The organism is Leptolyngbya sp. CALU 1928 (assembly GCF_056784215.1).
Map to the genome: position 1 here is coordinate 249423 of NZ_JBXBCE010000003.1, position 12796 is coordinate 262218.

11 protein-coding genes and 2 pseudogenes are annotated in these 12796 nt (G+C 48.4%); 10 read left to right on the plus strand and 3 right to left on the minus strand.

Annotated elements, in window-relative coordinates; translation table 11 throughout:
- Nucleotides 1-106 precede the first annotated feature (106 nt).
- On the plus strand, nucleotides 107-628 hold the full coding sequence (gene fldA, locus AC1S5B_RS19275) for a flavodoxin FldA (RefSeq protein ID WP_482037317.1): 522 nt from the start codon (nucleotides 107-109) through the stop codon (nucleotides 626-628).
- A gap of 94 nt (nucleotides 629-722) precedes the next feature.
- Here fldA and gorA read toward each other — a convergent pair whose 3' ends face one another.
- On the minus strand, nucleotides 723-2066 hold the full coding sequence (gorA, locus tag AC1S5B_RS19280; RefSeq protein ID WP_482037318.1) for a glutathione-disulfide reductase: 1344 nt from the start codon (nucleotides 2064-2066) through the stop codon (nucleotides 723-725).
- A gap of 287 nt (nucleotides 2067-2353) precedes the next feature.
- Here gorA and AC1S5B_RS19285 point away from each other — a divergent pair.
- The 7 genes and pseudogenes from AC1S5B_RS19285 to AC1S5B_RS19315 all read left to right on the plus strand — a co-directional run bounded on the left by AC1S5B_RS19285 (nucleotide 2354) and on the right by AC1S5B_RS19315 (nucleotide 7445).
- Nucleotides 2354-2632 (plus strand): annotated as a pseudogene (locus tag AC1S5B_RS19285) (four-helix bundle copper-binding protein).
- Nucleotides 2622-2729 (plus strand): annotated as a pseudogene (locus AC1S5B_RS19290) (four-helix bundle copper-binding protein); the annotation flags it as partial. The pseudogenes AC1S5B_RS19285 and AC1S5B_RS19290, both read left to right, overlap by 11 nt.
- A gap of 158 nt (nucleotides 2730-2887) precedes the next feature.
- Complete coding sequence (locus tag AC1S5B_RS19295; RefSeq protein WP_482037319.1) at nucleotides 2888-3082, plus strand: heavy-metal-associated domain-containing protein; 195 nt, start codon at nucleotides 2888-2890, stop codon at nucleotides 3080-3082.
- Between the two features lie 7 nt (nucleotides 3083-3089).
- Entirely contained in the window at nucleotides 3090-3584 is a 495-nt protein-coding gene (locus AC1S5B_RS19300) for a hypothetical protein (protein ID WP_482037320.1), read from the plus strand.
- A gap of 125 nt (nucleotides 3585-3709) precedes the next feature.
- Nucleotides 3710-5980 (plus strand): heavy metal translocating P-type ATPase, encoded by a 2271-nt coding sequence (locus AC1S5B_RS19305; RefSeq protein ID WP_482037321.1) that lies wholly within the window; start codon nucleotides 3710-3712, stop codon nucleotides 5978-5980.
- A gap of 14 nt (nucleotides 5981-5994) precedes the next feature.
- Entirely contained in the window at nucleotides 5995-6948 is a 954-nt protein-coding gene (locus AC1S5B_RS19310; RefSeq protein ID WP_482037322.1) for a cupredoxin domain-containing protein, read from the plus strand.
- A gap of 83 nt (nucleotides 6949-7031) precedes the next feature.
- Nucleotides 7032-7445 carry a heavy metal-responsive transcriptional regulator gene (locus AC1S5B_RS19315; protein WP_482037323.1) on the plus strand — a complete coding sequence of 138 codons (414 nt, stop codon included), beginning with the start codon at nucleotides 7032-7034 and terminating at the stop codon, nucleotides 7443-7445.
- 17 nt (nucleotides 7446-7462) lie between these two features.
- Here the strand turns inward: AC1S5B_RS19315 and AC1S5B_RS19320 are convergent, their stop codons facing one another.
- Both AC1S5B_RS19320 and AC1S5B_RS19325 read right to left on the minus strand, forming a co-directional pair.
- Complete coding sequence (locus tag AC1S5B_RS19320) at nucleotides 7463-8608, minus strand: precorrin-8X methylmutase (RefSeq protein ID WP_482037324.1); 1146 nt, start codon at nucleotides 8606-8608, stop codon at nucleotides 7463-7465.
- A 17-nt stretch (nucleotides 8609-8625) separates the two neighbouring features.
- Entirely contained in the window at nucleotides 8626-9192 is a 567-nt protein-coding gene (locus AC1S5B_RS19325) for a hypothetical protein (RefSeq protein ID WP_482037325.1), read from the minus strand.
- A gap of 73 nt (nucleotides 9193-9265) precedes the next feature.
- Between AC1S5B_RS19325 and AC1S5B_RS19330 the strand changes: the two genes are divergently transcribed.
- Together AC1S5B_RS19330 and AC1S5B_RS19335 are read left to right on the plus strand one after the other, a co-directional pair.
- On the plus strand, nucleotides 9266-11185 hold the full coding sequence (locus tag AC1S5B_RS19330; protein ID WP_482037326.1) for a heavy metal translocating P-type ATPase: 1920 nt from the start codon (nucleotides 9266-9268) through the stop codon (nucleotides 11183-11185).
- 184 nt (nucleotides 11186-11369) lie between these two features.
- A complete protein-coding gene (locus AC1S5B_RS19335) occupies nucleotides 11370-12752 on the plus strand; it encodes an MFS transporter (protein WP_482037327.1) in 1383 nt (460 codons plus the stop codon).
- Nucleotides 12753-12796 lie beyond the last annotated feature (44 nt).

Below are 12796 nucleotides of genomic sequence, written 5' to 3' on the forward strand. Positions count from 1 at the left end.
TAAAACCGCTGTATGTCCGCAGCAGGGGATCACACGTCTCTCTCAGGTTAGACGTGTGACTGAGGCAATTCGCCTAATCTGATGTTAAAAATTGGCAGGAAAAATTATGGCTAAAGTCGGTTTATTCTATGGCACTCAAACAAGCAATACGCAAACTGCGGCTGAACTGATTCAAAAAGAACTTGGTGGTAGCGACATTGTGGAGCTATATGACATCTCTCAGACGGAAGCTGGGGACTTTGCAAGCTATGACCATATCATCATCGGGTGCCCAACCTGGAATGTTGGACAGATTCAAGACGATTGGGAATCTTTCTACGATAACGAGTTAGATAATATTGACTTCAGCGGCAAGAAAGTAGCTTATTTTGGCGAAGGCGACCAAACTGGATATGCAGACAGCTTCCAGGATGCAATGGGAATGTTGGAAGAAAAGATTACTGGGCTTGGAGGAGAAACCGTTGGTTATTGGTCAACCGAAGGCTATGACTTCAGTGAGTCTAAAGCGGTTCGCGATGGTAAGTTTGTTGGTCTTGCCCTAGATGAAGATAACCAATCCGAATTAACGGAAGAACGCATCAAAACATGGGTGGCTCAACTGAGGCAGGAGTTTGGCATACAGGGATAAACAGGATTAGACTCTACTTTCAATGCTGGGATTGCGTGGTAAAACTCAGTTTATGATTCACTGTGTAAATTACTTTGAAAATGGACTTTACAAGTTATTGCAGGGTAAAAAATTCCTCACTCATTGAAGGATGAATCCCGATCGCACTGTCAAAATGTTGTTTTGTTACTCCTGCTTTCATTGCCGGAGCAATCATTTGAATCACCTCGTCAGCGTATTCACCCACCATGTGAGCACCTAAAATCCTATCTGAATGACCATCAACCACGAGCTTTAGCAGTGCTTCCTGCTCTGACTCTCCCATCAAATTAAACAGTGGTTGGAATTTCTTTTGGTAACAGCGAACAGACTCACCCAATTTCTCGTGGGCCTGCGCCTCGGTTAAGCCAATGGTGGCAGCTTCCGGCTTAGACGAGACGACGTATGGAATCTGTTCATAGCTCACTGTGCGAGGGTTCTTGCCAAATTCAGTATCCGCAAACGCCCGACCTGCCGCGATCGCCACGGGAGTCCAGTGAGGACGAGAGGTGCAGTCACCTACCGCAAAAATGTTCGCTTGCGTGGTACGGCTGTAGTCATCAACTGCGATCGTCCCTTCTTCTACCTCAATTCCAACAGCCTCCAGTCCCAACCCTTCCAGGTTAGGAACGCGACTGGTAGCAAAGACAACGGTTTCTACCGTGATTGGTTCGTCACTGCCTGACAAAGCCAACTTCAGACATTCCTGTGTCTGCTCAATTTTTTCAACTCGGCTGTTGCAGCAAACTCGAATGCCCAGTCGCGTCATTCCTTCTTGAACCATGGTCTGTAAGTCTTGGTCGCAGCCTGGTAAAATCTGGTCTTCGGGGACAACCAGGGTTACTTTGGAAATCAACCCGTTCATGATTCCTGCTAATTTCACAGCAATATGGTTACCGCCGACAATTGCCAGGTGATCAGGTTGCTGCTCAAGATTTAGCATCTCGCGGGTGGTAATGGCGTGTTCAATCCCTGGAATCTCTGTTGGTTTTACCGCTTTTCCACCCACCGCAATCAAGATTTTCTCAGCCGTATAGTGCCGTCCCTCAACTTCTATAGTGTGAACATCTAAAAACTGGGCGTGTCCCGATAGCATTTCCACCCCTGCTTCTTGGAGATGCTGCTGATGCACCTGACTCAAATGCTGAATGTCACGGTCTTTAGCCGCCATAAATTGGCTCCAATCAAAGCTTTCAGAGACTTTGCCCCAACCATATTCATCCGCATTTTTGAAGAAGCGAGAAAAGCTGGCAGCATAGGTCAACATTTTTTCGGGAATGCAGCCGTGAACTACACAGGTGCCGCCGACTTGATCTCGTTCAGCAATCGCGACTCGTGCCCCATAGTTCGCAGCTCGTTCAGCAGCCGCTAAACCGCCTGGACCTGCACCAATCACAAAAAGGTCATAATCAAAACTCATTTCTGTTATCTTAGTGATCCTACTTTTGCTTCTAGATACTAGAGTTGCTTATAAGCATGAAACCAAGATGAAATCTCTTTAGTTACACAGGAAAATCTTTTTGGGATGTGATTTAGACAACAATTTCTGAACAAAACACACAGTTATGAAATCAGAATGAAATTGCTGTCGCTCCATAGCATGAACTATCTTCCTTTCGGACGAGAGAGGCAATTATTTGAATGCTCCTCTAGTATGAAGCCTGAGAGCCGATGGGTTCTCCTTATTCACTTGCTAGGAACTAGACCATGACAGCTACACAATCTCATCAATCTCTACTCGAAACGTGCATTCAGAACTGTCTTGACTGCCTGCACGAATGCGAACATTGTGCGACCGCTTGTTTAGACAGTGACATGGTACAGATGATGGCTTAGTGCATTAAGTTGTGCCGCGATTGTGCCGATACCTGCGACATTTGCGCTCGTTTCATGGCTCGTAATTCTGACCTTCACGCTCAACTCTGTGCAGTGTGTGCAGAAGCCTGCGAACTGACAAGTCAGCGCAAGCTATCGCTGTGCTACTGAGTGTGAAAAGCACGACCACGAGCATTGCAAAAAGTGTGCTAGAGCCTGCCGTCGCTGTGCTGAATCTTGCCGCCAAATGGCAACCGCAATGGCATAGCGAGCCACAAATTCTTAAATCTTATGCTGTTTGGTTTGCTGCTCATTTAGTAAGCCAGACAGTATCACCGTTATAGCAATTGGATACTTTTTCAAAGATGTCTTGACTCTCTAGTGGACTGGAGGCTCCAAACTAGAGGTAGTTAATTGGATGACAGTATGACTCTCGAATTCAAAGTTCCCAATATGGCGTGTTCTGCTTGCGTCACCACGATTACGAACGCAGTAACCGCGATCGACCCGACTGCAAAAGTTGAGGCAGATCCTAAAACAAAGCTGGTCACGATCAATACTCAACAGCCTGAAGCGACGGTTAAGCGGGCGATCGCTGCCGCAGGTTACACCGTGGAATAGTAATCCTATGGCAAATCATCAGAACATTATTGGCTCCTGGCGCTGGCTGAATTCACCCGAATGGAATGTGGCTATATTTTCATTTTTGTTGTCTTTCTTTTGGGAAGTTCAACAAATGCCGTTTTACCAAGTTTCAAATGAATTCTCTTGCTTCGATCGCACTAGAAACTGTACTCTTGCGACCGTTGGAGATGTTGGGATTTCGCTGATTGCTTTTTGGGTGGTTGTAGTTTTGGCAAAGTCGCGTCAGTGGGTGCGACGACCAAGCCGCAGACAAATCATCATTTATACGTTTGTAGGAGTGGTGATCACAGTTGTTTTTGAAGCTTTGGCGACTGGACCACTTGATCGATGGGCATACGCTGAGATCATGCCCACAATCCCGTTCTTTGGTACTGGACTAGTCCCATTAGCAATGTGGTTGCTGATGCCGCCCTTAACGATTTGGTTTGTCCAACGTCAGTTATCTAATGTCCAGCATAAAAGCTCAGAGCAACTGTGACTAAGTTCAAGAAACGGCAGGTTTGATTAAAAAACTCCTCTTCAAACTCTTGTTTTTTTTAAGCAGTGATCGCTACATCGGACTACATCCTTAATTAACTTTTCACTATAGACACTACAAATCTTATGGACACGACGATCTTAAAACTGCGAGGCATGAGTTGTGCTTCCTGTGCAAACAATATCGAGACTGCCATTCGTACAGTTCCAGGAGTCACTCAAGCAAGCGTCAACTTTGGGGCTGAGCAAGCGAGTGTAACCTACGACTCTACTCAAACAGATGTCGCTGCGATTCAGAAAGCAGTGGATGCAGCAGGCTATGCGGCTCAACCCATGCAAGAAGATGTGCTTGCTCCTGAAGATGATGTCGAGCGGCGATCGCGACAAACCGAGGAGCGAAACTTAACCCGTAAGGTTTGGTTCAGCGGCATTATTAGCGCCATTTTGGTAATTGGCTCCTTACCTGCAATGACGGGGTTGCAAATTCCGTTTATCCCCATGTGGTTGCATAATCCTTGGTTGCAAATGTTGCTAACGGCTCCGGTACTATTTTGGGCAGGTAGCTCATTTTTCATCAATGCCTGGAAAGCCTTCAAACGTCATACCGCCACGATGGATACGTTAGTGGCAGTGGGAACGGGCACGGCTTATCTTTACTCGCTATTTCCGACTTTCTTTCCCCAATGGTTTATTGCTCAAGGTCTCAGCCCGGATGTGTACTTTGAAGTTGCGGCTATAGTCATTACGTTAATTTTGCTAGGGCGATTGTTTGAGAACCGGGCAAAGGGACAAACCTCCGAAGCGATGCGTAAACTGATGGGGTTGCAGGCAAAAACAGCGCGGGTGATCCGCGAGGGTCGCGATGTTGATATTCCCATTGCTGAAGTTGTTTTAGGCGATATGGTTCTGGTTCGTCCGGGAGAGAAAATTCCTGTTGATGGCGAGATTGTGGACGGCATTTCAACCATTGATGAAGCGATGGTGACTGGGGAAAGTGTGCCGGTGAAAAAACAGCCTGGGGATGAAGTGATCGGAGCCACGATCAACAAAACGGGCAGTTTTAAGTTTCGGGTGACGCGAGTAGGAAAGGATACCTTTTTGGCGCAGATTGTCAAAATGGTGCAGCAAGCTCAAGGCTCGAAAGCTCCGATTCAGCGATTGGCAGACCAGGTGACGGGATGGTTTGTCCCGGCGGTAATTGCGATCGCCATCGGCACCTTCATCATCTGGTTCAACATCATGGGCAACGTGACGATTGCCTTGATTACCACAGTGGGCGTGTTGATTATTGCTTGTCCTTGTGCGTTGGGTTTGGCAACACCGACCTCGATTATGGTTGGCACGGGCAAAGGGGCGGAAAATGGCATCTTGATCAAAGGAGCCGAAAGCCTGGAAATGGCACACAAGCTGCAAACCATTGTGCTTGATAAAACAGGCACAATTACCCAAGGGAAACCGACTGTAACGGATTACATCACCGTCAACGGCACCGCCGATCAGAACGAACAAAAGCTATTGCGGCTCGCGGCATCTGTTGAACGCAACTCAGAGCATCCGTTGGCAGAAGCAATCGTGCAATATGCTCGATCACAAGGGGTAGACATTGCAGATGCCCAGCAATTTGAAGCGATCGCTGGAAGTGGTGTGCAGGGAAAAGTGTCTGATCATCAGCAAATGCATTGGGTACAAATTGGCACCCATCGCTGGATGGCAGAACTGGGAATTGATACCAGCTTCTTGCAACAACAATGGACTCGCTTGGAAGACCTCGGTAGAACGGCAGTCTGGATTACAGTAGATGGCACAGCAGCAGGGATTATGGGAATTGCTGATGCGGTTAAGCCTGCTTCTGTCGATGCGATTCGTGCCTTACAGCGCATGGGTTTAGAAGTGGTGATGCTGACGGGAGACAATCGCCGTACTGCTGAAGTGATTGCGCGGGAAGTGGGCATCCAGCGGGTTTTGGCAGAAGTCCGTCCCGATCAGAAAGCCGAAACGATCGCATCGCTTCAGGCTGAAGGCAAGATTGTGGCGATGGTGGGAGATGGGATCAATGATGCTCCGGCTCTAGCTCAAGCCGATGTGGGCATTGCGATCGGGACTGGAACGGATGTGGCGATCGCTGCCAGCGACATTACGCTGATTTCAGGTGACTTAAATGGCATTGTTACCGCCATTCAACTGTCTCGCGCCACCATGCGGAACATTCGGCAGAATCTCTTCTTTGCCTTCATTTACAACGTGGCAGGAATTCCAATTGCAGCAGGCATTCTTTATCCCATTTTCGGTTGGTTACTCAGCCCAGTTATTGCCGGAGCCGCAATGGCATTTAGTTCGGTTTCTGTTGTCACTAATGCCCTCCGACTGAGAAACTTCAAGCCCAGAGTACACGCTTAAGGAGATTTTTCACAATGAAGAAAACCATTTTTTGGGGAACATTGGCAGGGTTCGGCTTCCTACTGGGCGCAATTTCAGGCGCGATTGCCGCTGAGGTGCCCGGACACTCAATGGAATCGATGCCGCGATCGTCCGGCTCAGGTCAATTTCAGCGGATCGAACAACCCTTGAGTACCAAAGTTGCGGTCACATTGGGGGGATTAGGACTGATTGGCTTAGAACTCTGGTGGTTCTTGTTCAGTAAGCCTAAGTCTCGCCAAGCGACTACTCAGGGAGGCATTCAGGAAGTTACCGTTACCGTGGATGGCGGGTACGAACCAAGTTTAATTATGGTGCAGGCGGGACAACCAGTGCGGTTAAATTTCGATCGCAAAGACCCCAGCAGTTGCCTTGAAGAAGTGCGCTTTCCTGATTTTCGGATTGCTCAATTACTTACACTCAATCAAATCACGCCGATTGAATTTACGCCTGAGAAGCCAGGTCGATACGAGTTTTCCTGCGGCATGAATATGTTTCGCGGAGTCGTTGAAGCTCAAGCAGCGGATACCCCTACAACTACATCGACTGTGCCAACTCCTCCGCCTGTGCATAATATGGAACAGGCTGCGCCTCCACGCTCTAGTGTTAAAGCAACGGTGACATCAGAAGGCATTCAAGAAGCGACGATCGTCGTTGAAAAAGGCTATCAACCCAAGCGGGTAGTTGTCGAAGCTGGAAAGCCTGTTCGACTGCATTTCGACCGTCAGAATCTCAGTGAGTGCTACGACCAACTCTTGATTCCAGCATTTGGTGTGGAGACTAATCTCACTCCCAATCAAATCACAACGGTAGAATTCACGCCTGAGCAGCCCGGTGAATATGAATTCATGTGTGGCATGAAAATGAATCGTGGGGTGATTGAAGTGCGATCAAGTCAACCGACTCATAGTGCGAATCATACTCAGGCTCAGACTCGCATTCACTCTTAACGATGTTGTTCACTTGACTCTCCAACCGACTGGAGATCTTAAGGTAAAGATAAGAAGTTGCACTGTATATCGGAGGATTAGCCATGTTAGCCCAACAGCAGCCCAAACAGATTGGTCCAGTGGCGAAAAAAAGTGGTGTACCGATTAAAACCATTCGGTATTACGAGGAATTAGGTCTGCTCAAGGCTGCGGGCAGAACCGAAGGCGGATACCGCTTGTTTGATGGAGATATTTTTACCCGCCTGAGCTTTATCAAACGTGCTCAAAGTCTTGGGTTAAGTCTGGCAGAGATTAAAGAATTTTTGGAGGTGCATGACCAGGGTGATTTACCGTGTGATCACGTCCGGGTGAAATTGCAGGACAAAGTTGCTGACATCGATCGCCAAATCCAGCAACTTCAAGTGCTGAAGCTAGAACTGAACGGGCTGCTTTCGGGTTGGGAAAACATTCCTGAACATTCTGAATCGACCATCTGCCCAGTTATTCAGCGAGTATAGAACTGGATTTTCTGATTTCACAGAGCTGTGAGATAACAATGGCAGTCTGGCTTTTCCAGTAGAGACTCGACTAAAGTATTCAAAGCAACGGCAGCTAACAATCCACCTCCCAATGTTCCTTCAATCGCAATATAAGGAACGCCTGAGCGCATTAGCCGTCGTTTCGCAGCCGGAGCATGGCTGAAGCCAATCGGCATCCCAATCACGAGTGCTGGCTGAAGCTGACCCTGCTCAATCAATTCACAGGCAGCCATTAACACCGAAGGCGCATAACCAATCACCAGGATGCATCCAGCAGGAAGCTGGCGTAAGCGTTCTTTCCACTGCTGATTGTGCCAAAAGGCTTGCTCAGCTTCGGCTACACTCGTAATATGTGGGTCAGCAATCAACGCTTCAACCGGACACTTCAAATGTGCCAATCGGGTGTGATCGAAGGCAGCAATAACCGTTGGGACATCTCCGACAATCGAGCAACCTAATTTCAGCGCATCACGAGCCGCCGCGATCGCATTGGTTGTATGTCCTTCAGAGTTCCGACTGATGCGGACAAATTGCACCAAACTTACATCGCCACACGCCAACACAAGCTTAGAGAGCAAGTCTACTTCAATCTCAGAACGGTTAGAAAGGTCTGGTAATAAGCGCTGTAGAGATTCCTGAAATACCTCTGGGTGAGCCGTTGTCTCGGCATCCAGACTATGCCAAAGTTCCTCCAGTTCTCCCAGCCCATCTTGAGTTTCGGCTTCTATCAACCTCAGTTGGGCGATCGCTTCTGCTTGAATAGTTTGACAATCGTGATCTCGCCCCAACACGCTTTCCAATGCAGCAGCGGTTTGCCGCAGACGTGCCAATTGTTGAATGACCTTGCGATATTGCAATTGCAGTTGGTGAATCAACGATTGATCCACATCCTCTCCAGATTCACTTTGTAAGATCTGCTGAATATGGGATAGCTGAAATCCCTGCTGTTTAAGTGACACAAGCCGCCGCAACTGCTGCACATCACCTTGAGCGTAGAGTCTGTAATTGCCCGTTGAGCGCTGGGGGGGCGGCAGCAAACCCAAGGTGTGATAGTGCCGTACCATACGAGGAGTGACCCCTCCTCCAACCGCCGCTGTTAGTTCTTTGATGGTTAAATAGGAACTGTACATAGTACTATTCATACTGTTTACAAAAATTTCTAATCTAAATCTTCAATTTTTACTTTTGGATCAAGATGAAGCTTACTTTTTTTTCTTATTGAAAGTCTTGACCAACCACTATAGCCGTATCTTTTATCTAATCTTTGCTTAATTTCAAAAATTGCATCTAGAGTAATTTCTACATATTTTTTGCAATCTTCGTCTTTATAAATCTTCACTCCATGAACCAACTTATTTCTCATTTGAGAGGCTGTCTCAATCTTCTGCCACGTATCATTTCCAAGTATCTGAATTAAAGTTTTATGATTCGGTTCATACACTGACCACTGTTTTTTAATGGACTGCAAACCTGAATTGTTGAGAAGATCATCAGCATGTTTACTTGTAAATCCAGCAGAGACAATTAACTGGCGCAATGTTCTCCTCAGCATCTTCTCAGCAGTAAAAGCAGATGTTACTAATGCTTCAGAGTAAAACCTATTGTCAACAAGGGACTCTATTCGCTGTTTAGCCTGCTCAAAACCTAGAGTGAGTGGATACATACACAAATTCTTCGCTATTTTTTGTGATTCACTACAAAGCTCCCAAATATTAAGCTCTTTCATGATTACAGCTTGACATTAACATTAATGTCAAGGTTTAGGGTAGAGAAGTCCTCCTATCTCGACTCGTGATCAGATGCTTTCTGCCAAGTTACTTCGCTTTCCTTCTTTTTTCAAAGAACACCCTGACGCAATCGCCGCTTTCCTCTGTGCAATTCTTGTGTTCCTCGGTTGGCAAACTCTCAATCTTGGTTGGATCGGAGTTGCTTTGTTCATCCTGACCGCTGCCTATGTGATTGGCGGCTTTGACAGCGCCCGTGAAGGCTTGACTACCCTGGTTGCAGAAAAAGAACTGGATGTAGACCTGTTGATGATTGTGGCAGCGTTGGGAGCAGCGAGTCTAGGGCTATGGCGGCGGGAGTATTATTTAATCGTAGACGGTGCCGTTCTCATCTTGATCTTTGCCATCAGTGGGGCGCTGGAAGGGTATGCCATGCGGCGAACGGAGCGCAGTATCCAGGGGTTAATGAGTCTGACCACCGATACAGCACGAGTATTGCTAAACGGACAAGAGCAAACTGTGGCGATCGCAGCGCTAAAGGTGGGCGATCAGGTCTTGGTTAAGCCAGGAGAGTTAGTGCCGACTGATGGTTTAGTGACGGAAGGGTTCAGTACGCTAAACCAGGCTTCAATTACAGGAGAGTCTATTCCCGTCGAGAAAACAGTCGGTGATGAAGTTTTTGCAGGTACGCTGAATGGCAATGGAGCGCTCAGACTCAAGATTCATCAACCGCCCGAAAGTAGCTTGATTCAGCGGGTGATCCGGCTCGTCCAGCAAGCTCAAAATGAAGCACCGCCCTCTCAGCAGTTTATTGAACGCTTTGAGCGAGGGTATGCAAAGGTTATTGTAATCGCGGGTCTCTTGCTGGCTACTTTGCCACCCTTCCTGTTTGGCTGGAACTGGGAAGATACCATTTATCGAGCCTTGATTTTTCTCGTCGTTGCTTCGCCTTGTGCTTTGATGGCATCGATTATGCCCACTCTGCTCTCTGGGATTGCCAATGGTGCGCGGCATGGCATTTTGTTCAAGAACGGGGCGCAGTTAGAAATGATGGGGCGAGTCAAGGCGATCGCCTTTGACAAAACTGGCACGTTGACGACTGGCAAACTGCAAGTGGTTCATGTGATGGCGACGCAACCATCTACCGATCAGTTATTTCGGATCGCTGCGGCATTAGAGAGTTTGTCTGAACATCCGATTGGTGACGCGATCGTGCAGGCTGCCCGTCAACAAAATTTGATTTGGGCAGAAGCCATCAATGGTCAAGCGCAAGCCGGACAGGGAATTACTGGAGAAATCGATCGGCAAACGGCAGTGGTTGGCAAAGCAACCTTTGTCCAAGCGCAAACCAGGCGAGTTTCCAATGACCTGGTTGAGCAAAGCCAGCAGTGGGAAGCGGAAGGTAAAACGGTGGTGTGGGTTGCCTATGGTGGAGAGATTCTTGGTATCATTGCCGTTGCCGATACGGTGCGACCAGCGGCGGCTCAAGCTCTCTCTCGATTGAAACGCCTGGGCGTGGAGCGAATTGTGATGCTGACGGGTGATAACTCGCGCACGGCTCACAGCATTGCTGAGCAAATCGGGGTAGACCAGGTATATGCAGAACTGCTGCCAGAAGATAAAGTCGATGTGATTCGGCAGCTACAAAAGCAATACCAGACGGTCGCAATGGTCGGCGATGGCATCAACGATGCGCCTGCTTTAGCCCAAGCATCGGTGGGCATTGCGATGGGCACCGCAGGCAGTGATGTGGCGCTGGAAACCGCCGATATCGTATTGATGGCGGATCGTCTAGAACAACTAGAGCACGCCATTCGTCTGGGTCGTCGCTCTCAGGTCATTGTCAAGCAAAATATTGTGTTTGCCCTTGTGTTTGTCGTGGTGCTGTTGATCCTCAACTTTGTGGGCAAAATGACGCTCCCATTAGGCGTTTTGGGACACGAAGGATCTACGGTAGTGGTCACCCTAAGTGGTCTGAGGCTATTGAGAAACTGACTGTTTGAATGTAATTGCAGTTGATCAGGAGAACAACACTGCAACCTGAGTGAGAACTAATCATCACGCCGAAGAGAGCGCATCACAAATTGTAATGCTGCCTTCGGTAGCAATGAGACCTTCGTTAGATTGGAGATGCCAGATCCCCCCTGGGGGTATTTTTCTGAATTGTGTAACTAGAGCCATGCCAACTCTCCAACTGTTTCGCAGTCTCCGCAACCCAGTTTTTGCTCGTCTGTATACGGCACAAACAATGAATCTGCTAGGTGACGCTCTCTCTTGGGTCGGTCTGGCGCTGCTGGCTTTTGAGTTAGCCGGAAAAGACTCAGCCGTTGTCCTATCAGTAGCTTTGACCTTACGAGTGACAGCGTTTGTGCTGCTGTCACCGTTAGCTGGTGTGCTTGCCGATCGCCTCGATCGCAAAACTATTCTGGTGACAACTCACCTGGCACGGATGGGCATTGTCAGCCTACTGCCGTTTGTGAATGCTGTCTGGCAGATCTATGTGATCGTCTTTGCCCTAAATGTCTTTTACGCCTTCTTCACACCAACTTATCAGGCGACGATTCCACTGGTCACAGGACAGGAAGACTATTCGCAGGCGATCGCCCTTTCTAGCACGACCTTTCAACTCTTAGGCGTTCTCGGTCCCGGAATTGCAGGCGCGATCGCGGCTTTTGTTGGAGCAAGGCAAGTGTTTTTCCTGGATGCCCTTACGTTTCTGATTGCGGCGATTCTCATCGTCACCTTGCCCGGTCAACTTCGGGTTGCCCAGGCAGCAGACCAACCCCATTCATCCGGTCGAACCTGGCAGCAAGTCCGGGAAGGCACAACTCGCCTGTTTGCCGACGAGTACCTCCGCTATGTGCTGGCAATGCAACTTGTGGCTTCTGTGACGGGAGCGCAGATTCTAGTCAATACGGTGGGCTATGTGCAAGGATCGCTCAAACTAGGTAGTGTGCAATATGGTTGGGTCATGGGCGCATTTGGGATTGGCGCAACCTTGGCTGCTACTGCGGTTGGTTCGTTAGGGCAACGCTGGGCGCGGACAAGGATTATCTTGTTAGGAGCAACCTTGATCACGATCGCGCTGTTGCCAGCCAGTTATGTAGGACTGACCCTACTACTAATGCTGTGGTCGATCGCAGGAGCAGGGCAAACGCTGGTCAATGTGTCGGCTCAAATATTAATCGCCGATCGCACTCCAACCGAGTTTCAAGGACGGGTTTATGGTGCCCAGTTTGCTTGGAGTCATCTGTGGTGGGTCTTTTCTTACCCCCTGGCAGGATGGTTGGGCAGTGATCAAAAAGAAGTGCCTTTTCTCTATGGCGGGCTAATTGGTTTAGTTCTTCTTGTAATCGTTCAAACTACCCTTTCACCTAAAGGGCAGAAGCATGGACACGAGAGCCACTGGCACGAGCATGAACACGAGCATGACGAGTACCACCGACACAACCATCATCCTGGAATTCCCGAAAGTGAACCTCATCTCCATCCGCATCAGCACCCTGCTATCCGTCACGTTCATCCCTACTCTGATTCACACCATTTTCATGGACATGGCTAGTTCTAGTCTTGATATTCCTGGGTCTTTTGCAGGATAGATAGGGC

What these genes read in the sequence shown, in the direction of transcription:
- AC1S5B_RS19330 (WP_482037326.1), top strand. Translation starts at nt 9,266, where the DNA reads ATGCTTTCTGCCAAGTTACTTCGCTTTCCTTCTTTTTTCAAAGAACAC.
- AC1S5B_RS19335 (WP_482037327.1), top strand. Translation starts at nt 11,370, where the DNA reads ATGCCAACTCTCCAACTGTTTCGCAGTCTCCGCAACCCAGTTTTTGCT.
- AC1S5B_RS19320 (WP_482037324.1), bottom strand. Translation starts at nt 8,608, where the DNA reads ATGAATAGTACTATGTACAGTTCCTATTTAACCATCAAAGAACTAACA.
- AC1S5B_RS19310 (WP_482037322.1), top strand. Translation starts at nt 5,995, where the DNA reads ATGAAGAAAACCATTTTTTGGGGAACATTGGCAGGGTTCGGCTTCCTA.
- AC1S5B_RS19305 (WP_482037321.1), top strand. Translation starts at nt 3,710, where the DNA reads ATGGACACGACGATCTTAAAACTGCGAGGCATGAGTTGTGCTTCCTGT.
- AC1S5B_RS19295 (WP_482037319.1), top strand. Translation starts at nt 2,888, where the DNA reads ATGACTCTCGAATTCAAAGTTCCCAATATGGCGTGTTCTGCTTGCGTC.
- gorA (WP_482037318.1), bottom strand. Translation starts at nt 2,066, where the DNA reads ATGAGTTTTGATTATGACCTTTTTGTGATTGGTGCAGGTCCAGGCGGT.
- fldA (WP_482037317.1), top strand. Translation starts at nt 107, where the DNA reads ATGGCTAAAGTCGGTTTATTCTATGGCACTCAAACAAGCAATACGCAA.
- AC1S5B_RS19300 (WP_482037320.1), top strand. Translation starts at nt 3,090, where the DNA reads ATGGCAAATCATCAGAACATTATTGGCTCCTGGCGCTGGCTGAATTCA.
- AC1S5B_RS19315 (WP_482037323.1), top strand. Translation starts at nt 7,032, where the DNA reads ATGTTAGCCCAACAGCAGCCCAAACAGATTGGTCCAGTGGCGAAAAAA.
- AC1S5B_RS19325 (WP_482037325.1), bottom strand. Translation starts at nt 9,192, where the DNA reads ATGAAAGAGCTTAATATTTGGGAGCTTTGTAGTGAATCACAAAAAATA.